Consider the following 22264-nt stretch of genomic DNA (forward strand, 5'->3'; position numbering starts at 1 on the left):
ATACGTTGATGAAGGAGTTGCAGGCTGCATTGAACAGGAAAAAGAAGCTTGGACGGAGCGTTTCGATCGCCGTGCTAAGCGGAATGATGCTGACGACCGGAACGCCCGGGATTTTGACGACCGCCGCTGCGCATGCCGAGCCGATCCCGGCCGTGCAGGAGGGACAACAGAGTCAGGCTGAACAACCGGGCGGGATTCGTCTGGAGCATACGCCGGCGGCATCGGTGCCGGAGAAGACGAATTATACGGTGACCGCCGTCGTCTACGGCGCAGATCAACCATGGAGCGGGCAAATCCGTTATGCGGTGGACGGCCAACCCTTTGCTCCGGTCGAACTGAAACCGGCGGGGCAGCAGCCGGATACATACATCGGAGACATTCCGGGCGAGGCGCTGATCGGGCGCCGATTGGACTATTCGATCGACATTTTGGACTCCGGGGCAAACGTCATTCGGACGGTGTCGTATTCCGCGGCCATTCAAGCTGTTCAGCCGAAGGAACTCGCGGCATCGGCCGCTGCGCCGGCGCTGCTGATCACGGAAATGGTGCCGGATACGGCCAACCTGCCGGGAACGAGCACGGACGCTTACGAATTCGTGGAGGTATACAACAACACGGATCAGGACGTGAACTTCAAGGATTATTCGTTTTTTTACAATAATAGCGATCCATGGACGCCCGATCCGGGAACCGACATCATCATCCCGGCCCGCCAGCCGGTCGTGTTTTGGATCATGAACGGCAAAAACGCCCAGGAAACGGCGGATCAGTTCAACGCCAATTTCGGAACGAACCTGGTTGAAGGCGTCAACCTGTTCCGAATTCAGGGCGGCGGCGGGATGGCGAACAAAGACGCCAGAACGCTGGCGATCAAAAGCAGCAGCGGCGACACGATCGTATCGGCTGCTTACGAAGCGCAGCATGTCCAGCCCAATATGGGGATCTTTTTCAAACATCCGGTTGCCGGCAGCACGCTGATGACCGTAACGGAGGAATCGGGGAAAACGGCGGCTACGCCGGGGACGATCGATCCTTCGCAAGCGGTGCCTCCGGTTATTGAAGATGGAAAACAAACGGTAATCACTCATGTACCGGCCGACGTTGTGGATGCCGCGGATTACGAGGTCAAAGCCCGCGTGCAAAACCCGGGCACGAATGCGGATGGTTCCAAAGCTGCCGTAAAGCTGCTTTACAAAACGCCGTCCCAGGCGAGATACACCGTGACGACGATGACCGACTCCGGCAATACGGGGGATTACACGGCGACGATTCCTGCGGCCGCACTGGCCGAGCCGACGCTGCAGTACCGCATTCAAGCGGGCCAGCTCGACAAACCTTACGCGACCCAAGTCCGCATGGAGCCTTTTCATCCGGCCAAGGCGCCCGTGCTGCTCGTGACCGAGCTGGTGCCGAACACGGCCAACGTACCGGGCACTTCGACGGACGCGTACGAATACATCGAGGTGTACAACAACTCCGATCAGCCGGTAAATTTCAAAAATTACAAAATATATTACCGGTATCCGGACAAAGGACCGGGAGCCGACGTGGAATGGTCGTCCGTAAATCCGGATTTTAAGATTCAACCGCAGCAGTCCGTCGTTTTTTGGATCAAAAACAGCGCCAATACGGCATACACGGAACATGATTTTAATCAATTTTACAAAACGAACCTGATTCCGGGGGAAACGCTGCAGACGATCCAAAGCGACGGGATGGCCAACTCCGGCAGACGGGCGGTCGTGATCAAAACGAATACCGGCAAGGAAGTTTCAGCCGCCTATTACGACGCAGATCTGATGTATGAAGGCGGGACGAAAGGCGATGAAACGAAAGAAAACAAGGCGATTGTTTTCGGCTACCCGGTGAACGGCAGCGCGGTCATGATCAAAGCCGCATCGGGCCAGGACGCGCCTTCGCCCGGTTCCGTGACGGCAGCGCAGGTTCCCGCCGAGCCGGTTCATGTCGAAGCCGACACGGTCCCGCCGACGGTAACGGACGTCACGGGCGTAACGGAAGCGGATCAGTCCAAAGGGCTTGAGATCAAAGCAGACGTCAAGGACGATCATGAGGTGACCTCGGTCGAAGTGTTTGTCCGTTCGGACAAGCAGCCGAATTTTACGGGGCATCGCCTGACGGAAGATTTTAACGATATGCTTTACCGCTATAAGCTAAGTTCGGCCGAATTGATCGGACGGAAATACATCGAATATTATTTCGTCGCGTCCGACGGGATGAACGAAACGAAATCGGCGATCGCGAAAGTGGACGTTGCCGGAGGCGTAAGCGATGCCCCGCTCCGCTTGAACGTGAAGGACCAGGAAATTTTGAAAGGCGTCCGTACGATCAAAGGAACCGCGGAAGCCGGTAAAGCAGTAGACGTCGAGTTAAGCATCGACGGGACCAAAGTGCCCGACGGCAGCACGTTTGCCGGGCTTGAGCATGACGCTTATTTCGTTTTCGATGCCGTCAACGTCGATTATTATTTCAAAAACGCGCTGACGATGGGGCCGCCGGAGCTTGAAGACAAGTCGATCCTGTATACCTTCATGGATCCGATCACGTCTTATACGACGCTGTCTTTCCCGATCAGCGCGGACCGTTTGGCGGCGGGCGATAACGTCATCTACATCCGGGCCGGCTCCAAAACATCGCCGTTCGATAAACGTCCGGAAGAAAACAAAGACGATTTCGAAATCAAAAACGTCCGGCTGCTGCTGGCCGACGGTACCGAAATTTGGGATCCTGCCTATGCCGAAAAGGAAAAGCAGATCAAGATGGGGGATTCCGCAGGCAAAAGCGAATCGATCGGGTTTCACTTCGACCTGAAGCCGGAACATCTGAAAGCCAAGGCATACGCTTGGGATACGTCGACCGTGCCGGACGGCGCTCACCGGGTGACCGTTTCGGACGGCAAGGAACAAATCACGTCGAACGTCATCGTGGACAATACCGCTCCGACCATCCGGCCGACGGTGGAAGAAGGAAAGGAGTACCGCGGGGAATTCGTCATCGATGCCGAGATCAAAGACGCCCTGGCAGGCGTGGACAAGGTGACGGTAAATCTGGACGGCAAACCGGTCGAGCTTCCGTACCGCACCTCTTCGGGAGCGATGAAGGGCGGAACCCATACGCTGTCCATTCAGGCGGCGGACAAAGCCGGAAACATTTCCGAAAAGACCGTCAACTTTAACGTGCCGGACGAAAATCCGCTTCCGCCGCAGCTCGTCAGCCCTAAGCAGGGGCAAACCGACGTCGGCGCCGAAGCCAACCTGACCGTCAAGGTGCAGGATCCGAACCAGGATCCGATGAACGTGACGTTTTATAAGGGGTTCAAATATGACGGCAGCCGCGCGGAAGGATTCACCGGGTACATGAACGCGTCCGCAACCGAACCTCCCAAAGAGATGGCCCCTGCCGGGGAAAAAGCCATGAACGCGGAGGATTACGAAAAAATCGGCGCATTGGACGGAAAATATCTCGTGAACGATTCCGTGGAACAGTTTCCTTACCAGCGCTTTGAGGTGAAGCTGGATCCTTCGGTCAAAGGCACCGACCGCGTAGAAATCAACTGGAAAGGGAAATCGCTCGCAGGCCGTAAGGTAAGCTTATATGCTTGGAGCCCGACGCAAGGGAAATGGGTTCAGCTGGATCAGGTTATAGCCGGCAAGGATGATTTCGAGCTGAATGCGGTTGTGCAAGCCGGCGAATACGCCAACGGCCAGGCCATCGACGTATTGGTGCAGGATGAAATCGCCGTTCAGGCCGCATCCGGCGGCAGCAAGCCGGAGCCGGAATCCCAGGATCCGTACGATTTTTCGTTCGTCTGGATGTCCGATACCCAGTATTACTCCCAAAGCTATCCGCAGATTTACCAAAAAATCGTCAACTGGATCGTCGACCAAAAGGACAAAATGAACATCAAATACGTGATCCATACGGGCGATGTGGTCGATAAATCGTATCAGGAATATCAGTGGATCGAAGCGGACAAAGACATGAAGGTGCTTGAAGACGCCCGCATTCCGTACGGCGTGCTGGCAGGGAACCATGACGTCGATCACCAAAACAACGATTATACGAAGTTCAAGCAATATTTCGGCGAAGACCGCTTTAAAGACAACCAGGTGTTCGGCGGATCGTACGACAACAACCGCGGCCACTACGATTTGGTGTCTTCGAACGGGAACGACTTCATCATCGTGTATATGGGCTGGGGACTCGGCGACAAGGAGATCGAATGGATGAACGAGGTCGTCTCCAAATATCCGGAACGCAAAGCGATATTGTGCCTGCATGAATACCTTCTCGTGTCGAACAACCGGGCACCGATCGCCGACCAGATTTTCGAAAAGGTCGTGAAGCCCAACAAAAACGTGATCGCGGCGTTGTCCGGCCACTATCACGATGCGGAACTGAAGGTCGATCAGCTGGACGATAACGGCGACGGCATTCCGGATCGAAGCGTGTACCAGATGCTTGCCGATTATCAAGGGGCGCCCGAAGGCGGACTCGGGTATATCCGTCTCATGCAGTTCGACATGAAAAACAACAAGCTGCATATCAAGACGTACTCCCCTTATTTGGACGATTATAATTACTACGATCCGGAAACGGATAAGGGCAAAGACGAATTCAGCCTGGATCTCGGGCTTGAGCCGGCCGCCAAACGGGTGGCTACGGATTACTTCGGCGTAAAAGTTTACACCGACCAGCAAATCGGCGCCCAACCGAACGTTCCAAGCGGTACCGAAACATCGGTAGCCTGGAAAGGCTTGCCTTCGAACAGCTATCAGCAATGGTACGCCAAAGCGGAAGACGGGCATAGCGGCAGCGTGCTGTCGGATATTTGGGGCTTCGATACAGGAGGAGCCACCGGCGTACCGCATCCGCCGGGAGGCGGAGGAAACAGCGGCGGACCAGGAAACGCCGGCGGAAACCAAGGAACCCATCCGGGAGGTTCCGGCCCGGCAAAACCGCCGGTTGCTGAAACCGGACGCGGACATCTCGCGATAAAACCGTCTTCGGACGGAGCGTACCGGGCCGATGAGCAGGCGCTGGAAAAAGCGGTCGCCACGGCCGACAACGGAAAGGTCATCGTAGAATTGAACGGAAGCGCCGATGGGGACGGGGAATCCGCCTTGTACCTCCCTGCAGGGCCGGTGAAAAAAGCCAAAGACGGCGGGCTGTCGATCATCGTTTCCGCGCCGGGATTCACGGTAACGATGCCTGCCGCCTCGATTCCGGAACGGCTCGAAGCAGCCGACCAACTGGTGCTTCGCCTGGATACCGCGATGAACGACGGCATCAAGCAAAAGCTGGGCGCAAGCTTGAATGCTTCCAAGGATTTCGTGCATGCCGGCCTCGTTTATTCACTGCGCCTGATCCTGGTCAAAGGACAAACCGAAACGGAAATTGCCGTTTTCGGCGGTCCGGTCACGATCGAAAGAAGTTTGACGGCCGAGCAGCAAAAACAGCTTCAAAGCGATTACGCGGGCGTGTACCTGCTTGGCAGGGAGCCCGTGTACAAAGGCGGCAGCTTCCGCGGCGGCACCGTCTCGTTTGCGGCCGATGCGCCAGGCGCGTATGCGGTTTTGGAATACCGCAAGCAGTTTGAGGACGTTAAAGGTTCGTGGGCGGAGGAATACGTTGCGAAATTGGCGGCCAAACATCTGGTCCAGGGCGTGGATGCGAATCACTACCAGCCGGGCCGGCAGGTGAGCCGGGCGGATTTCATCACCCTCGTCATGCGCGGAGCGGGCCAACATGCGTCCGATACGCAGCCATCGTTTACGGATGTGCCTGCGGACGCGTATTATGCCGCCGCGGTCGACCAGGCGTCCAAGCTGGGCATCGTTCAAGGAAGCGGAGGCAAATTCCGGCCTCAGGCTCCGATCAGCCGCGAGGAAGCCGCCGTTATTCTGGCGAAGGCAAGCGGGCTGTACGGCAAAATGCAGGGCGGATCAGCAAAAGCGAATTTTGCGGATCTTGATCAGGTGTCGACCTGGGCCCAAGAAGCCGTCGAACGGGTGAACGGGCTTGGCTTGATGACAGGCAAAGGCAATCTCCGTTTTGATCCGAAGGGGAACGTGACCCGGGCGGAAATGGCCAAAATGGTATATATGCTGATGAACCACTGACACGTACGCCTTTCATAACAGACATGAACGGATGGAACAAAACCGGGTGGAAGACCACCCGGTTTTCGTGTTTTCTCGGGATTATCGTTTGCGGGCTCTGATTGCGGCAGCCGGAATCGATCCGTGGTATACTGTGTTTAACTTTTGAAAAACGATCCCTAAACGCTATGAAAAATAGCAGCCGCGGAGGGAATGCAGACCCTTTGCGGCATAGGATAAAACGAAGATGGTAAGGGGATGGAAGGGAGCGGCAGCTTGAAGACCTGGTTTGAGTATAACTGGCAGGTGAGAGATGAGTGGTTTGAGGTGTTCGGCGGGTTGCCCGCCGGCGAACTCGCCAAGGAACGGACGGGGGGCGTCGGATCGATACTTCGGACGCTGTTCCATATCGTTGACGTGGAACTGAGCTGGATCCGGGCGATCGAAGGAATGGAGGATTGGGAGCCTCGTTTCGAGGATTACGCATCGCTGGAGAAAATCAGGATGCTGTCGGAGGATTGCCGCGGCCAAATCAAGGATATTTTATCGAAGGTAAACGCGGAAAAAGAGAGAACCGTGGTGCGCGTTCCATGGCACGCGGAGCCGCTTGTGTACGGCGAAGTGCTGCGGCACGTCATCGCCCACGAAATTCACCACGTCGGCCAGCTTTCGGTTTGGGCCAAGGAGCTTGGCATCAAACGCGTATCGGCGAATGTCATCGGCCGCGGGCTTGGAGAAACCCTTCTTCAAGAACCATCCGCAAGAACCTTATTTTAAAATCAGGCAAAGGTTGTGCTAAGCAGTGTATCGAATCAGCAGCATGAACGCGGAGGACGCGGCGGTCATCGCATTGTGGCAATATCCGCCTCCCTATGAGCTGTACAGCATGGACGGGAGCGAAGAGGATGCCGCCGAGCTGATGAACGGCGATTACGTATCCGTCAAGGATGCCGAAGGACGCGTCATCGGATTTTATTGCACGGGCATTTCGGCCCGAGTCCCCGGCGGTTATGCCGCTGGAATCTATGAAGATGATTCTTTGGTGGACTTTGGCCTCGGGATGAAGCCCGAGCTGACGGGACAGGGGCATGGCCGCCGCTTTGTCGAGGAGGGCATCGGGTACGTGCAGCGTACGTTTCCGGGAAAAGGGATCCGGCTGGTCGTCGCCGCTTTTAACGAGCGGGCGATCCGCGCTTACGGGAAGGCGGGGTTCGAGCGGGCGGGCGTCTTGTCTTCCCCCGTACACGGCCGGGAAACCCCGTTTATTTGCATGGTCCGCAGACGGGTTTAACTTGGCCGGGGCCGGGTTCGTGACGGCTTCAAACCGCGGCGATTCACGGCAATGTATGATTTTTCCACGGCGGTTATCCTTGACTTTTGGCCATAATTTGGTTTTCATCATATAGGGAACCAAAGAACCATGTGAAACGAATCTATGAAAAAATCAGGTGAACAACATGCGAATTGCGCTTTTTGATTCAGGGTTAGGCGGATTGACCGTCCTTTCTGAAGCCGTGAAGCAGCTGCCCGAGGAGGATTTTTTGTTTTTTGCCGATACCCTTCATGCGCCCTACGGCACGAAAACCAAGGAGCAGGTGCAGGACTTTGTGCGTGAGTCGCTGGATCAAATTTTGCGGGAAGACATCAAGGCGCTGGTCATCGCCTGCAATACCGCAACCAGCGCGGCGGCGGAGGAACTGCGCCAGGAATACCGCTTTCCGATCATCGGGATGGAACCTGCGGTGAAGCCGGCCGTCGAAATGAACCGCAACACAGGAAAAAGAGTATTGGTCGCCGCGACGCCGCTGACGCTTCACCAATCGAAATACGCCCAGCTTGTCTCCCGCGTGGACGACCACAGCATCGTGGATTCGCTCCCGCTGCCCGAACTGGTTGCGTATTGCGAAGCCATGCAGTTTGATCCCGGCGTGATGACGGCTTATTTTGAAGAAAAATTTGCGCCGTACGATTTGAACGATTATGGAACGCTTGTATTGGGATGCACCCATTTTCCATTTTATAAGCCGCTGCTCAGCCGGATTTTGCCGGCGCATATGGAGATTATCGACGGCAGCCGCGGCACGGTCCGCAGGCTCCGGAGCGTTTTGGCGGAGCAAAAACTACTGGGCTCGGGCGGCAAGGGGGAAATTCGTTTTGCTTGCTCCGGCCGGGAACCGGATTACTTGCGGAAAATGCAGCAGGCCTTCGAGCTCTACCACAGCCGCGGAACGGCAAACACGGGCAGAGCTGTAAAAGTAACGGGTTAGAGCCGCATCGGGCGCCATCCGTCCGAGCGCTAAGCTTATCCGTCACGAATCAACCGGGAATCGCGGGGATTTGTGGCGGATTTTTTGCCGTTTCGTGCCGCCGGCGTTGCCGACGTCTTTTTAAGTCCGGGAATCAAGCGGCCTGTCGACGACCGGGAGCGAGAAACTTCTGTTATATGGCTCAAACGCAACGCATATTTGACGGCTCCCTTAGAGGCCGGCCAGTTCCCGCAAGGTTCGGGAAAGGTTTCCGTCTTTGTACATGCCGCCATGGTAGCAGATGATCGTTTCGATCTCGCAGCCGGCAAGCTTTCCGACCGATTCCATCGCCCTTCCCATGTCCAGCGTCTGGTCCGGATCCGGTCCGCATAAACGTCCGTCGACGACCCGGAGCGCATCGGCGGCGATCAGCGTTTTGGTAGGAACATGGTATAGGCTGATGTGTCCCGGAGTATGTCCCGGCGTTGCTATCACTTCGATGCCGCCGCAGATGTCCAGCCTTTGTCCGTCATGAATGACCCTGTGCACGGGGGATTTAGGCGGATTTTTTAATGTGGAGAGGAAGGCCTGCTTCCACGCGTCCGGAACGGTGGGGGGAATCATGGCTTCCGCTGCGGCAAGCGCTTCGGGCGTTATTTTTAATAACATCTTTTCGCCTTCGATAAAAGGTTTTTCTTCCGCGCTGGCCATCACCTCAACATCATGCCCCGCCTCTTCGAGGATTGCCGGAAGGCTTCCGATATGGTCGATGTCCTGGTGGGTCAAGATGACCTGCGTCACGTCCTGCATGCGAAGTCCGTAAGGGCTTAGCGCTTCGGCGAATTTGCCGAGCTGGCCGGGATATCCGGCGTCGACCAACACCGCGTGCCCCTCATCATGGATCAGCACGGGATGAATGACGTCCTCTTTCCCCAAAACGACGGCTGCGATGTCAAGCATATGAATACGATAATTTTGCGTGGCTGGGTTCATGCCGCACCTCCAAAGGTTCTGAAAAATGTAAGGCAGGTACTATGATAGCGCCACAAAAATCATTAGTCAAACCAAAGTATTTAATCATAACATAAAATAAAGAATTTGTCAATATAAAAATTATCGACGCATTTTGTCTCGATCCGCTTCGACATGGCGGATAAAAAAAGAGCCGGATTTCTCAGGACGAGAATCCGGCTTTGCAATAGGTGGTTGGAAGTTGGATTGATCAAAAGAAGAGAACGATCCCGGGTCGGTTATTCCGGTTTCACGAGAATTTTAACCTGGTTTTTTTCCTTCAGCAGCGTTTCGAAGCCTTCGGAGAGCACGTCGCCGAGCGAAATCCGCTTGGTCACGAGTTTCTCCGCAGGGAAATACCCCTGCTCCATCAGGCTGAGGACCGCAGGGAAGACGTCGCGGTACCCGATCATGCCTTTGACGGTCCGTTCCATCAAGACGACGTTGTTCGGGTGGATTGGCGCCTCTTTTTCGAAGATGCTGACGATCATCAGCTCGCCGCCCATTTTGGTGGATTCCAGCGCCTGCGTGAGCACAGGGGGAACGCCGGTAACTTCATAGGCGACGTCCACGCCGCCCTGCGTGCGTTTATGGATTTCCTTCACGGCGTCGAATTCCTTCGGATCGATGACGATCGCGCCGAGCTCCGCCGCTTTTTGTTTGCGTTCCGGAGACAGCTCGACCGCGTAAATCTCGGATGCGCCGGAAGCTTTTAATGCCTCGATCACGAGCAGGCCGATCGGTCCCGTGCCGAATACGGCCGCTTTATCGCCGACTTTCAGCTTGCTGGAACGGACCGCATGCAGAGCGACCGCAGACGGTTCGACAAGCGCGCCCTGCTCGAAGGACACGGAATCCGGAATTTTATGGACCATGGCTTCATCCGCCGCGACGTAACCGGAAAATCCGCCGCCCCCGCCGGCAAGTCCAAGAAAGCCCATGTCGGAGCACAGGTTGTATTTGCCTTGCTTGCAGGCTTCGCATTTGCCGCACGCGAAAATCGGCTCGACGACGACCCGGTCGCCGACGCCGAATTTTGTCACGCCTTCGCCGATTTCGACGATTTGCCCGGAGAATTCATGTCCCATCACGATCGGGGCTTTTTCGCCGGTCAGCGGATGAGGGGCGGACTCGGGAATAAAGATCGGTCCGGCCGTGTATTCATGCAGGTCGCTGCCGCAAATGCCGCACCATTCCACTTTGATTTTGACTTTGCCGCCCGTTGCGACAGGTTCTTCGATGGTGTCCAGACGCAGGTCTTTTTGGCCATGCCATCTTAGTGCTTTCATGCTTGACATCTCCATTTCGATCTTAGGTTCTGAATAGGTTCAGATGAGCTTGGTTGCTCGCATATCGGAAACGTTTCCGAAAACTAATATGTCACAACTTCACAGGATTGTCAAACCGGTTTCGAAACGGGGCGCACAGTTTTTTTTTCTTGAAAAAAAGGCTTTTAAGCTGGGGCGTTTCACCTGGTTCTCCGCGTGATTTAACCGCCAAAACTTTCATGGTATAATAGAAATAGTGGATGAAAATATGGAGCGGAAATAGGAAACGATTCCGAACGAAGGAGGGCCGTGTCGGCTTGTCAAAAAACTCGAAAGTCACCATCGAAGACGTCGCCAAAAAAGCCGGCGTCGGGATCGCGACGGTATCCAGGGCCATCAACAATTCCGGGGGCATCAGCGAAAAAACGAAAGCGAAGGTGCTTCAAGCGATCGAAGAACTTGGTTTCATCCCGAGCATTGCGGCGCAAAGCCTGAAGGTGCGCAGCACCTATCAGATTGCGCTTGCCGTGCCCGATATCCGCAACGCGTTCATGCCCGAAATCGCCTGGTCCGTGGAGCAGGCCGCCAAACATCACGGCTACCGCGTCGTCAACATCAACACGTCCGGCATCGGGCAGATCGAGCTGGAGACGATCCGCGACGTCAAAAAGCTGCACGTGGACGGCCTCATCATTTTGCCGCTGGCGTATCCGAAAAACTTCGTCGAGCTCGTCAACAAATCGCCGGTGCCGATCTCGGTCATCAACTACGGGAAAATGCTGGGGCCCGACATTAAAGCGGACGTGGTTTGCATGTCGCAGCAGGAAGGGCGCCTTGCGATGGAGCATTTGCTCAGCATCGGCCGCACGAGGATCGGTTACGCCGGAGCGCCGAAGGATATCATCGAGGAACGCTACAACGCTTATGTCAATTCGCTGGCGCACGTCGATTTGTCGCTGGTTTATTTCGGCGAGGACTTCTCGCTTAGCACGGGGGCGAAAGCCGCCGATTATTTCAAAAGCCTGAAACATATGCCGGACGCGGTTTACGCCGGGAACGACATGGTCGCCATCGGGCTGATCAACCGTTTTAAAGAGCTTGGGGTCAGGGTACCGGAGGACGTGGCCGTGGTCGGCATCGACAACAACATTTGGACGACGCTCACTTCCCCGCAGATCAGCTCGGTATCCATCATGGGGGCGGAAGTGTCCCGCCTGGCGACGGAGCTGCTGCTGAAACGGATCCGCGAACCGTCCAAAGGCGCTTACGAGAGGGTGCAATTCGAACCAAGGCTGATCGTGCGCGAGTCCAGCGTGAAGATGAAGCGGAGCACGGTCTACCTGGACTAACGGGCTTGGAAAGGAAGGGGAGGAAACATGCCGGATACGGAACAAAAGATTCGTCAGGCGATATCGCTGCGGGAATCGGGCGATGCCGAACAGGCCAGGAAGTTATGGCTGTCGCTGCTGGAAGAGGAGCCGGGCAATGCGGAAATTTGGTACCAGACGGCATGGACCCACGATGTCCTCGGTCTCGAAAGGGAGGCGGTGCCGTATTATGAAGAAGCCATCCGGTTAGGGCTCGCCGAAGAATCGCTGGCAGGCGCGCTGCTCGGTCTTGGCAGCACCTTCAGGTCGCTCGGGGAATACGGCCGGGCGGCGGAGGTGCTTGAACGGGGAATGGGCGCGTTTCCGTAAGCGAAGAGAATTCCGCGTGTTTTATGCGATGGTGTTGTATAATTTAGGCAGACACCCGAAGGCGATGGAACTGCTGCTTGCCGAAATCGCCGATACGTCCGGGGATGACGGGATTCGGGGTTACGCTAGGGCGATCCGCTTTTATGCCGATAAGCTGGATGAAGTATGGCAGTGAGCGAAGCCGATCCGGGAGTTTCAAGGAAAGGAGCGGCCGCATGAAATTGCAGGGAATCAATCATATTTGTTTCTCCGTTTCGAATCTCGACGCCTCGACGGCCTTCTATGAAAACGTATTTGGAGCAAAACGGCTCGTCAAAGGGAGAAAGCTTGCCTACTTCGATTTGGAAGGGCTGTGGATTGCCCTGAACGAAGAGGATGCAAAGCGAGAAGCGATGCCGCGGACGTATACCCATATCGCCTTTTCGGTGGCGGAAGAAGAGTTCGACTTATGGCCCCGCCGCCTGAGGGAACTTGATGTCACAATCCTGCCCGGACGGGAACGCGATGAAAAGGATAAGCGATCGGTCTATTTCCTGGACCCGGACGGACACCGCTTCGAGCTTCACACGGGCACGCTGCAGGACCGCCTCGATTATTACCGGGCGGAAAAAGGCCATATGACATTTTACGACGAATAACAGGGGGAACATAGGATGACGACGATTGGATGGGTCAGACACGGCATTACTGACTGGAACGTGGCGAAAAAGGCGCAGGGACAAACGGATATTCCGCTTAATGATACGGGCCGGGCGCAAGCCCGGGCGCTGGCGGAACGGTTCCGGAACGAGACATGGGATGCCGTGTACGCAAGCGATTTGTCGCGGGCGAAGGAAACGGCGGAAACGATTGCCAAAGCGCTTGGCATTCCGCTCTATATCGATGAGCGTTTGCGTGAGAAAGGCTGCGGTAAAATCGAAGGCACGACGGAGGAAGACCGGATCCGCATGTGGGGCGAGGACTGGCGGGAGTTTGAGCTTGGCATCGAGACCGAAGAGTCGATGATTGCGCGCGGAACGGAACTCGTGAAGGAGGTTTGCCAGCGGCATCCCGGGCAGCGCGTGCTCCTCGTCAGCCATGGCGCCTTGATCTCGACGCTGCTTCCGGCGCTCGTTGCGAACATGGGGGAACGCCAGCATCTTCACAACACGTCGGTCACGTTGATCCGCAAGCTGGATGAACAGTGGGTATGCGATTTGTACAACTGCCGCCGTCATTTGGACGCCGTCAATTTGTAATGCAGGCATAAGACCAATTGCAAAGGGGAAAATGCCGTGAAAATCGTTGTCGTAGGCGAGTTGAACGTGGACGTTATTTTGGCCGGCACCGGCGTGATGCCGGAGTGGAACAGGGAAAAGCTGATCGATTCCTTTGACGTCGTGCTGGGTTCGTCTTCGGCGATTACCGCATGCGCGCTGGCATCGCTTGGCGCCGAAGTTCATTTCGTAAGCGTGGTGGGGGAAGACGACTTCGGGCGTTTTTGCTTGCGCGAGCTGGATCGGATGCAGGTGAATACCGAACATGTCCTCCGGAAGGCGGATCTTAAAACCGGGGTCACCTTGTCATTTTCGACGCCGCGGGACCGCGGACTGCTCACGTACCCGGGCAGCATTCCGCTGCTTGCGCCGGAGCACCTCCCTGCGGGGCTGCTTGCGGAAGCGGACCATGTGCATTTCGGTTCTTATTTTCTTCAGGACGGCATGCGGCCGCATTGGGAAACGTTGTTTGCGGGCCTTCGGGCCGAGGGGGCGACGACCTCCTTTGACACCGGCTGGGACGTCCGCGGATTGTGGTACCGCGAACAAATCGACCGACTGCTGCCGCACACGGACCTGTTTATTCCGAGCGAAGAGGAAATGATGCACATTTACGGGGCCGAAAGCGTAAAAGAAGCGGCCAGAGGGCTTCCGGCAGGCGTACATACCGTGGTCGTCAAATGCGGCAAAAGGGGAGCGATGCTGTTCACGCGAGAGCAGGCACCGGAACTGGTCTCCTCCTTCCAAGTCGCGCCGGTCGATACGACCGGTGCAGGGGACGCTTTTAATGCCGGTTTGATCTATGCTTACCGCAGCGGTTTGCGCGGACGGGAGCTGGTGAGGTTCGCCAACGCGAGCGGGGCGATTTCGACGCTGGGGATCGGGGGGACGGGCTCCCTGCCGACGCTGGAAAAAGTAAACGCGATGCTGGAAGAGGCGTGAGAAGCTTCGGAATGTAACGTTGTGCAATTTGAGGCATGCAGGTATACTTTGGATATTGCCGATGTGCCCGGCGGCATGGGCTTTTTTGCCCATGAGCGCAAGGGCTTCAGGGGGCATCGAGACGGATAGCAAACGGTGAGCAGGCAGCGAAGGACGGCTTTCCCCGGGCCGGGTCATGACGGATAAGGCGCTCACGTTCACGGCTAGGATGGGATGACAGGGTATTTATGATTACGACCGTAACATTGAATGCAGCCATCGATAAGACGTATTTTCTTCCAACGTTTCCGCTGGGCAAGGTTTCAAGGGTACAGCGGTACCGCGCCGCGCCGGGCGGCAAAGGGATCAACGTGGCGAAGGTCGTGGCCCAGCTCGGCGTGCCGGTGACCGCAACCGGTTTCGTCGGCGGATTCAACGGCGAAATGATCAAACAGCTATTGGACCGGATGGGCATCGGGCATGATTTTGTCTCCGTTCAAGGGGAGTCGCGGGTTTGCCTGAACATTTTGGACGAGGAAAACGGTATTTCCACCGAGCTTTTGGAGCCGGGGCCGACCGTCGACCCGCAGGCTTTGGCGCAGATGGAAGAGAAAATCCGCGAGCACGCCGCCAAATCCCGCATCGTTTGCTTTAGCGGCAGCCTGCCGGCCGGGGTTCCGAAGGATTTTTACGTGAAGCTCGTGTCAATCGCCAAAGAAGCCGGAGCCTACGTCATTTTGGATGCCAGCGGGGACGCGCTGCGCTTCGGCCTGGAAGCCGGGCCGGATATGATCAAACCGAACGAAGAGGAAGTCGAGGGGCTTCTCGGCATCCGCGTTCAGGACGAGGCCGCACTCCAAAAGGCGGTCGAAACGCTCCTGCAAAAATACGGCATGGACCGGATCAGCGTCTCGCTCGGCGGCGCAGGCTCCATGGTGGCGTCCCAAGCGGGAACTTTCCGCGTGGAAACGCCGAAGGTCGACGTCGTGAACACGGTCGGCTGCGGGGATTCGTACGTCGCCGGAATGGCGGTCTCGCTGGCCACAGGGCTGTCTCTCGAAGAAGGGCTGGCTCTGGCTTCGGCGGCAGGCACTTCCAACGCCATGACTGACGAAGCGGGGCTGATCGAACCGGAAGAGGTGGAACGGCTGCGCGGGCAGGTACGGATCACGGCATTATAACTTGCGGGAGTATCATTTGTATGGCCGGGCGCGTTGGCGTCCGGTCTTTCGCCGCTTCCCGAAAAAAGAGGAATGTGCCGCGCCGGCGAAGAATTTTATAGTATAAACCGAGTCCTATTTCAGAGCAAGCGTGAAGCAAGCGGCTGTTTATTTTTCCCGGGGAAAGGGCAGGTTCATGCCGAACGGCTGGGAAAATGGGGATCGGCTACGGAGCAAAGAAAAGAATACGAGGACGAAAAGGGGATTTACATGATTAAAGCGCTTATTTTTGATTTCGACGGATTGATCGTGGATACGGAAACGCCGGCCTACCACGCCTTTTGCAAAATATACAAGGAATACGGCAAGGAGCTCCCGCTCGAAATGTATGCCCGGTGCGTCGGGACTTCCTTCGAATTTTTCAACCCATATACATACCTCGCCGAATTGCTTGAACAGGCCGGGGATGCCGAACGGATCCGCAAGCAGGTCGACGTTTGCTACCGGGAGTTGTTGAAGGACGTGCAGCCGAGGCCCGGCGTCGTCAGCTATCTGCAGGAAGCCAAAAGGCTGGGGCTGCGGGTTTGCATCGCCTCGAGTTCGTATTACAACTGGATCGAGCCGTACCTGGACAAATTCAGCCTGCACGGTTATTTCGAATTCGTCAATACGGCGGATTTGGTCAAGAAGGTGAAGCCGGACCCCGAGCTTTATCAATTATCGCTGCAAAAGCTGGAGATCCGGCCGGAGGAAGCGGTCTCTTTCGAAGATTCCTTAAACGGGTTTATCGCGGCGAAACAAGCCGGAGTCCGTACCGTGATCGTGCCGAACGAGATGACGACGACCTTTTCGTTCGAAGGTTACGACCTGAAAATCCCCGACATGGAAGCGATGCCGTTAAACGAGCTGATCGAACGGCTGGAGAAGCAAAACCGGGTAGGCGAATTGGAATAATCATCCTTTAAAATCCGATAAAAAAATTCATTTTTTTACATGATACCGATTGACGGATGCCGGAGTGCCCCTTTATGATTATGAATAATCAACGGATTGTATGGAATGGAAAATTTTATACGATCGGCACTCTTTTTTTTACCCGATTGCTTTAATGCTTTCGAACACAAAAGCAGTGTAGAGGAAAATGTTGGAGGGGTCTAATGATGTTGAAGAAAAAATGGCTGCCTGTCGTCATGTCGGCGCTTTTGGCGGCAGCGCTTGCAGGTTGCGGCAGTTCTGACGGCAAGAAAACGGAAGCCGGCGGCTCCGGAAACCAAGCGGACAAAAAAACGTATAAAATCGCCATTTCCCAAATCGTCGAGCATCCGTCGCTTGACGCGACGCGGGAAGGCTTCATGGCAGCGCTTAAGGATGCGGGGTTGTCCGAAGGCGACAATCTGGAAGTGGATTATAAAAACGCCCAAAATGATCCGGCGACCAACCTGTCCATCGCGCAAAAGTTTGCTTCGGGCAAGGAAGACCTCGTGCTTGCCATCGCCACCAGCTCGGCGCAGGCCGTCGTGAAGGAGGTCAAGGACAAACCGGTCCTGTTCGCCTCCGTGACCGATCCGGTCGATGCCAAGATCGTTTCCAGCCTGGAGAAGCCGGGCGGCAACGTGACCGGCGTTTCCGACACGAATCCCGAGGCGGTTCAACGGCTGATGGATTTTATCGCCAAGCATTTTCCGAACATCAAATCGGTAGGCCTGATCATCAACGAAGGGGAGCAGAATGCGGTCGTCATGGCCAAAAATGCCGAAGAAGCGCTGGCCAAGCATAACATCAAGCTGGTCAAAGCGGCCGTGACCAACACGTCCGAAGTCAAGCAAGCCGCGCAGTCATTGGTCGGCCGCGCCGACGCGCTTTTCATTACGCTGGACAATACCGTGGTCAGCGGAGCGGATACGATCATCCAAGTGGCCAACGAAAATCATATTCCGTTTTTCTCGAGCGACTACGACACGGTTGAAAAAGGCGCGTTCGCGACCGTCGGCTTCAAATATTTCGATCACGGATACGAGGTCGGCAAACTTGCGGCGGACATTTTGAAAAACGGTAAAAATCCGGGAGAGATTCCGGTGAAAATGCAGGAGAAGCTGGACGTCGTTCTCAATTTGAAGGCTGCCGAGGCGCAAGGGGTTACGGTAACGGAAGAAATGAAGAACGAAGTGCAGGACAAGGAGAACTACATCATCAATAAGTAACGGCACGGATTGGTGTGATAGGGAGTGGCGACGTCCTTCGTCCACTCCCTTCATTGCATACGGGCCGGATTTGCGGCATCTATGGACTCTTCCGCCCCGATCGGTGCGGAAATTACCCGAAGGAGGAACGTCATTATGATCAGTTCGCTGATAGGCGCGGTCGAACTGGGACTGCTTTATGCTTTGTTGGCGCTTGGCGTCTATATTACGTACCGGATTCTCGATTTTCCGGACTTGACCGTTGACGGCAGTTTTACGACAGGGGGCGGCATTGCCGCCGTCATGATTTCCCACGGATATAACGCATGGCTGAGCTGCATCGTGGCCTTTGCCGGCGGCATCGCGGCAGGGTTATGCACGGGGTTGCTCCATACCAAAGGAAAAATCAACGGGCTGTTGTCCGGGATATTAATGATGATTGCGCTGCATTCCATCAACTTGCGGATTATGGGCAAACCGAACATCGCGATCATCGATGCCGATACCGTGCTTACCTCCGTCAACCCGTGGATCGTGCTGGGGAGCATGCTGATCATCGTGCTGCTGCTCATGAATTGGTTTTTCCGGACGGACGTCGGCCTGGCGCTGCGCGCAACCGGCGACAACGACCGGATGATCCGCAGCTTCGGGGCAAATACGGACACGACCAAAATCATCGGCGTCAGCCTCTCCAACGGCCTTGTGGCGCTGTCCGGGGCCCTGATCGCGCAGCAATCCGGATTTGCGGACATTACGATGGGGGTCGGCATGATTGTCGTTGGACTTGCATCGGTGATCATCGGCGAAGCCGTATTCGGGGCCCGCAACATCATTCATGCCACGATATCGGTCGTGCTCGGCGCGATCGTCTACCGGATCGTCGTTGCCTTGGCGCTGCGGGTGGAATGGCTCGATGCTTCGGACATGAAGGTCATTACGGCGGTCATCGTCATCATAGCGCTCGTCTTCCCGACGGCCAGCCGGGCGATGAAGCAGAAAAAAATGGCCAAAAAGCGTACCGAAGAAATCACGGGGGCCTTATCGAAGGAGTTTAAGGGAGGTGATCTCCGTGCTTGAATTATCCCATGTTTCCAAGCTGTTTAATCCGGGAACGCCGGACGAAAAAATCGCTTTGCAGCACATCAACCTGAAGCTGAATCCCGGCGACTTCGTCACGATCATCGGAAGCAACGGCGCAGGCAAATCGACCTTGATGAACATCATTTCGGGCGTGATGAAACCGGACGCCGGCGCGGTGCGGATCGACGGCCAGGAGATCAGCGGCCTTCCCGAATACCGCCGCAGCCGATGGATCGGCCGCGTATTCCAGGATCCGATGGCCGGAACGGCGCCGCGAATGACGATCGAGGAAAATTTGGCGATGGCTTACCGGCGCGGGGCCCGGCGGGGACTTTCGGTCAGCATCAACGCAAGCCGCCGCAGCATGTTCCGCGAATCGCTCGAACGTTTGGGCATCGGCCTTGAAAACAGGCTCCGCGCCAAAGTCGGACTGTTGTCCGGAGGGGAGCGGCAGGCGCTCAGCCTGCTGATGGCCACCTTTACCAAGCCGCAGATTTTGCTCCTTGACGAACATACCGCAGCGCTTGATCCCGCCCGCGCGGAGCTGATTACGAGATTGACGGATACGATTGTGCGCGAGATGCAGCTGACGACGCTGATGGTCACCCATAATATGGAGCAGGCCATTCGGCTGGGAAATCGGCTGATCATGATGGACAAGGGGAAAATCATTCTCGATATCGATGAACGGACGAAAAAGGATCTTACGATCGAAAAGCTGCTCGGCGAATTCGAACGGATCAGCGGCCACAAGCTGTCGGACGATCGGGTCGTATTGGGCGGATAAGCGATTCAAATGACATCGTGCAATAAGCTTATCATCGTGCCATAAAACATGCGTATAAGGAAGAACAAGGAGCTGTCGCGATCGGCAGCCCCTTGTTCTTCTTTTTGCGTATTCTCTAGACCGTTCTCATCACAGGGATGCATATTTCGCAATATCCATCGGCGATCATTTTCCCGGTATATCGTTCCAAGGCAGGCTTGTTGTCCGGTTGATATCCGCTTTGCCGCAAAGCCGGGAAAACGGCGGCCCATGCCTTTTGTACTTCTTCCGTGGTGTGCTTCACCGTGCAAACCGCATACTCGCCGCCGGTAAATACGCCTTCCTCCACGGTATCATCCAACGCAACATCTTCCGAAATCACGATGCAGGCGTCATACCTGCAGTTTTCGGGAAGCGTCGTTTCGGGGCGATCCTGCGGGATTCCGAGCAGAATGGCCGATTCGGTCAGCAAATGTCTGTCTGCGGCCCATCGTTTCAGTGTTTCCATGGCTTGGGCATTGGCCGGGCCGTACGGGCCGACCTGCCGCACATAGGCCAAACGGTAATTCGGAATGTTTTCGATCTTCATGTTCATCGTTAAGCTCCTTTTCTGGTCATATGAGTGAATTCACTTTGGATGCTATCATGGTATAAAAATATATTCATTCATTTTTTTCGAAAAAGGGGCAGAAGAACATCCCTCCTCCGGAAAAAGGTTTTTTGGCCGTTTTCATAGAAATGATATGTTCAGGACGACAGAGAGAAACGAAAGGGTGTGGGAACATGAAGCATTTGACGGACCTGTCCTATGAGGAAGTCGTTCAATCGACGGACATGACGTTTAGCGGCTGGGATTTTTCGTATCTGGGGAACACGGGAAGGCTGCAGGAATTTCCGCTGCGCTGGAATTATTACAATCTGGTGGAACAAGCCATATCCCAATCGGAAAGCATGCTGGATATGGGGACTGGCGGCGGCGAGTTCTTGTCCAGGCTCAGCCGGCTTCCCGCGCATACTTGCGCTACGGAAGGGTATAAGCCGAATGTGGAGGTAGCCCGCCGGAGGCTTGAACCGCTGGGCGTCCGGGTTTCCTACATCGAAAAGGATGAGCAGATTCCGTTTGCGGACGAGGAATTCGATCTGGTGGTCAACCGCCATGAATCGTATTGCCCCAAGGAGGTTCACCGGATTTTGAAACCGGGCGGCTTGTTCATCACCCAGCAGGTTGGGGGGACGAACGACCAGGAGCTGAACGAATGGCTGGCTGCGCCGAACGACGAATTTGCGCATTGGAATTTGGATTACGCCGTGCGGGAGTTGGAGCCGTATTTCGATATTGAAGGCCAAGACGAAGAGGTAACGCGTTCCAGATTTTATGACCTGGGAGCCGTCGTCTATTATTTAAGCGTCATTCCCTGGCAAATCCCCGACTTTTCGGTGGATCGGTATGACCGGCAGCTTCGGGAACTTCATCGTACGTTGGAGCAGCAAGGATATTTGGATACGAGCTGTCACCGTTTTATCATCGCGGCCCGAAAGAAACGGTAACGATCTGCCTGCGCGGCTTTCCCCCGGACGCGGTACCTGGGATGTTAGGCGATCTTCTGCCATGATTTCATAACAGCCTCGCGCCAAACCATTTTTTGACCTGCTAGTCAAGAATGACTATACTAGAAGTAGCAACAGCATTGAAGGAGTCTTAACGATGGATGAACGCGAACTGCTCGTTTTGGGATTGCTGATGACCCAAAGCCAGCACGGGTATCAAATCAACGATTTCATTGAGCGCAATTTGGGTCAAGTATCCGATATGAAAAAAGCGACGGCGTATGCCATTTTGAAGCGGCTCGACAAGCAGGGCTGCGTAAACGTGACGGTCGAGCAGGAAGGCAACCGGCCGCCGCGCCAGATTTACTCGATCACGGAAGAAGGCAAAAAACGTTTTTTTCAATTGCTCCGAGCTTCCCTGGTCCATGCCGAAAATACGACGCCGGACGGGAATATCGGACTGATGTTTATCGATCATTTGTCGCGGGAGGATGCCATAGAACTGCTTAAGATCAAGCTGGAGAGAGTGCAGCAACTGATCGGGGCATGTTCGAAAATTCCGCCGCACGGCGAGGGCATCGGCGTGAATTTGTCTTTCCGCCACCGCATGGCTCTGCTTGAGTGCAACAAGCATTTTCTGATCCAAACGCTGCAAGAGCTGGAAGCGAAGCAAGGATGATGAGCATGAACGCCGAAATTCAGCGTCGTTTATTATTTTTTTGCTCCGCTAAAGTCGGGCTCATATGCAAAGATATAAAAAATGGACCTAATCCAAACACCTTTCAAGTAAAGCAGCCAGTCGCCTGTAATCCATCGGCGGCTGGTTATTTAGTTTCGTTTCGTTTGCATGCGAATGGAGTTAAAGCCTACATCCAATACCACAAAATGCCCTGGTCGCGGTCTTTAGACTTCGATTAGGGTCATTTTGTTTTGAATGGAGGTTTGGCGGTTGGGATAATGCCGCGTTTCTACAATGCGCTTAGATCGATCATAAAGCATACTATTTTGTATA

Annotated in this window: 18 protein-coding genes and 1 pseudogene; 16 read left to right on the top strand and 3 right to left on the bottom strand. The window is 55.3% G+C overall.

What is annotated here, in order from left to right:
• Positions 1 to 29 precede the first annotated feature (29 nt).
• From NYE48_RS10595 to murI, 4 genes are all read left to right on the top strand, one after another.
• Positions 30 to 6140, top strand: coding sequence for an S-layer homology domain-containing protein (locus NYE48_RS10595; RefSeq protein WP_340998464.1), 6111 nt, complete (start codon positions 30 to 32; stop codon positions 6138 to 6140).
• Positions 6141 to 6395: 255 nt separating this feature from the next.
• On the top strand, positions 6396 to 6896 hold the full coding sequence (locus NYE48_RS10600) for a DinB family protein (protein WP_246537093.1): 501 nt from the start codon (positions 6396 to 6398) through the stop codon (positions 6894 to 6896).
• A 25-nt stretch (positions 6897 to 6921) separates the two neighbouring features.
• Positions 6922 to 7410 carry a GNAT family N-acetyltransferase gene (locus tag NYE48_RS10605; RefSeq protein WP_340998465.1) on the top strand — a complete coding sequence of 163 codons (489 nt, stop codon included), beginning with the start codon at positions 6922 to 6924 and terminating at the stop codon, positions 7408 to 7410.
• A 166-nt stretch (positions 7411 to 7576) separates the two neighbouring features.
• A complete protein-coding gene (gene murI, locus NYE48_RS10610) occupies positions 7577 to 8386 on the top strand; it encodes a glutamate racemase (protein ID WP_212951533.1) in 810 nt (269 codons plus the stop codon).
• Between the two features lie 210 nt (positions 8387 to 8596).
• Here the strand turns inward: murI and NYE48_RS10615 are convergent, their stop codons facing one another.
• Together NYE48_RS10615 and NYE48_RS10620 are read right to left on the bottom strand one after the other, a co-directional pair.
• Positions 8597 to 9358: an MBL fold metallo-hydrolase gene (locus NYE48_RS10615; RefSeq protein WP_340998467.1), complete on the bottom strand. Its 762-nt coding sequence runs from the start codon at positions 9356 to 9358 to the stop codon at positions 8597 to 8599.
• A 257-nt stretch (positions 9359 to 9615) separates the two neighbouring features.
• The gene (locus NYE48_RS10620) at positions 9616 to 10665 is read right to left on the bottom strand and encodes a 2,3-butanediol dehydrogenase (RefSeq protein ID WP_340998469.1); all 1050 of its coding nucleotides are present in this window, start codon (positions 10663 to 10665) and stop codon (positions 9616 to 9618) included.
• Between the two features lie 296 nt (positions 10666 to 10961).
• Here NYE48_RS10620 and NYE48_RS10625 point away from each other — a divergent pair, with 296 nt between their 5' ends.
• The 10 genes and pseudogenes from NYE48_RS10625 (at position 10962) to NYE48_RS10670 (ending at position 19725) form a co-directional block, all read left to right on the top strand.
• On the top strand, positions 10962 to 11993 hold the full coding sequence (locus tag NYE48_RS10625) for a LacI family DNA-binding transcriptional regulator (protein WP_340998470.1): 1032 nt from the start codon (positions 10962 to 10964) through the stop codon (positions 11991 to 11993).
• Between the two features lie 27 nt (positions 11994 to 12020).
• Positions 12021 to 12516 (top strand): annotated as a pseudogene (locus NYE48_RS10630) (tetratricopeptide repeat protein).
• Between the two features lie 40 nt (positions 12517 to 12556).
• Positions 12557 to 12979, top strand: a complete 423-nt coding sequence (fosB, locus tag NYE48_RS10635) for a metallothiol transferase FosB (protein WP_036710254.1) — start codon at positions 12557 to 12559, stop codon at positions 12977 to 12979.
• 15 nt (positions 12980 to 12994) lie between these two features.
• Positions 12995 to 13579, top strand: coding sequence for a histidine phosphatase family protein (locus NYE48_RS10640; protein ID WP_036710258.1), 585 nt, complete (start codon positions 12995 to 12997; stop codon positions 13577 to 13579).
• Between the two features lie 36 nt (positions 13580 to 13615).
• Entirely contained in the window at positions 13616 to 14539 is a 924-nt protein-coding gene (locus NYE48_RS10645; protein ID WP_340998472.1) for a carbohydrate kinase family protein, read from the top strand.
• 227 nt (positions 14540 to 14766) lie between these two features.
• On the top strand, positions 14767 to 15699 hold the full coding sequence (gene pfkB, locus NYE48_RS10650) for a 1-phosphofructokinase (RefSeq protein ID WP_212951527.1): 933 nt from the start codon (positions 14767 to 14769) through the stop codon (positions 15697 to 15699).
• Positions 15700 to 15948: 249 nt separating this feature from the next.
• Positions 15949 to 16632 carry an HAD family hydrolase gene (locus NYE48_RS10655; protein ID WP_340998473.1) on the top strand — a complete coding sequence of 228 codons (684 nt, stop codon included), beginning with the start codon at positions 15949 to 15951 and terminating at the stop codon, positions 16630 to 16632.
• A gap of 206 nt (positions 16633 to 16838) precedes the next feature.
• A complete protein-coding gene (locus NYE48_RS10660) occupies positions 16839 to 17879 on the top strand; it encodes an ABC transporter substrate-binding protein (RefSeq protein ID WP_036710384.1) in 1041 nt (346 codons plus the stop codon).
• 135 nt (positions 17880 to 18014) lie between these two features.
• The gene (locus tag NYE48_RS10665) at positions 18015 to 18935 is read left to right on the top strand and encodes an ABC transporter permease (RefSeq protein WP_212951524.1); all 921 of its coding nucleotides are present in this window, start codon (positions 18015 to 18017) and stop codon (positions 18933 to 18935) included.
• On the top strand, positions 18928 to 19725 hold the full coding sequence (locus NYE48_RS10670) for an ABC transporter ATP-binding protein (RefSeq protein ID WP_036710386.1): 798 nt from the start codon (positions 18928 to 18930) through the stop codon (positions 19723 to 19725). The genes NYE48_RS10665 and NYE48_RS10670 overlap by 8 nt, the downstream gene beginning before the upstream one ends.
• A gap of 115 nt (positions 19726 to 19840) precedes the next feature.
• Here NYE48_RS10670 and NYE48_RS10675 read toward each other — a convergent pair whose 3' ends face one another.
• Positions 19841 to 20299 (bottom strand): AraC family transcriptional regulator, encoded by a 459-nt coding sequence (locus tag NYE48_RS10675; RefSeq protein ID WP_036710265.1) that lies wholly within the window; start codon positions 20297 to 20299, stop codon positions 19841 to 19843.
• Positions 20300 to 20487: 188 nt separating this feature from the next.
• Here NYE48_RS10675 and NYE48_RS10680 point away from each other — a divergent pair, with 188 nt between their 5' ends.
• Positions 20488 to 21252 (top strand): class I SAM-dependent methyltransferase, encoded by a 765-nt coding sequence (locus NYE48_RS10680; RefSeq protein WP_340998476.1) that lies wholly within the window; start codon positions 20488 to 20490, stop codon positions 21250 to 21252.
• Positions 21253 to 21409: 157 nt separating this feature from the next.
• Entirely contained in the window at positions 21410 to 21931 is a 522-nt protein-coding gene (locus NYE48_RS10685) for a PadR family transcriptional regulator (RefSeq protein WP_340998478.1), read from the top strand.
• Positions 21932 to 22264 lie beyond the last annotated feature (333 nt).

The sequence above is a fragment of the Paenibacillus sp. FSL M7-1455 genome (genome assembly GCF_038004655.1).
Taxonomy (GTDB): Bacteria; Bacillota; Bacilli; order Paenibacillales; family Paenibacillaceae; genus Paenibacillus_AQ; species Paenibacillus_AQ cookii.

Coding starts and splice junctions, on each gene's coding strand:
- murI (WP_212951533.1), top strand. CDS start 7,577: ATGCGAATTGCGCTTTTTGATTCAGGGTTAGGCGGATTGACCGTCCTT.
- NYE48_RS10615 (WP_340998467.1), bottom strand. CDS start 9,358: ATGAACCCAGCCACGCAAAATTATCGTATTCATATGCTTGACATCGCA.
- NYE48_RS10620 (WP_340998469.1), bottom strand. CDS start 10,665: ATGAAAGCACTAAGATGGCATGGCCAAAAAGACCTGCGTCTGGACACC.
- fosB (WP_036710254.1), top strand. CDS start 12,557: ATGAAATTGCAGGGAATCAATCATATTTGTTTCTCCGTTTCGAATCTC.
- NYE48_RS10640 (WP_036710258.1), top strand. CDS start 12,995: ATGACGACGATTGGATGGGTCAGACACGGCATTACTGACTGGAACGTG.
- pfkB (WP_212951527.1), top strand. CDS start 14,767: ATGATTACGACCGTAACATTGAATGCAGCCATCGATAAGACGTATTTT.
- NYE48_RS10655 (WP_340998473.1), top strand. CDS start 15,949: ATGATTAAAGCGCTTATTTTTGATTTCGACGGATTGATCGTGGATACG.
- NYE48_RS10660 (WP_036710384.1), top strand. CDS start 16,839: ATGTTGAAGAAAAAATGGCTGCCTGTCGTCATGTCGGCGCTTTTGGCG.
- NYE48_RS10665 (WP_212951524.1), top strand. CDS start 18,015: ATGATCAGTTCGCTGATAGGCGCGGTCGAACTGGGACTGCTTTATGCT.
- NYE48_RS10675 (WP_036710265.1), bottom strand. CDS start 20,299: ATGAACATGAAGATCGAAAACATTCCGAATTACCGTTTGGCCTATGTG.
- NYE48_RS10680 (WP_340998476.1), top strand. CDS start 20,488: ATGAAGCATTTGACGGACCTGTCCTATGAGGAAGTCGTTCAATCGACG.
- NYE48_RS10685 (WP_340998478.1), top strand. CDS start 21,410: ATGGATGAACGCGAACTGCTCGTTTTGGGATTGCTGATGACCCAAAGC.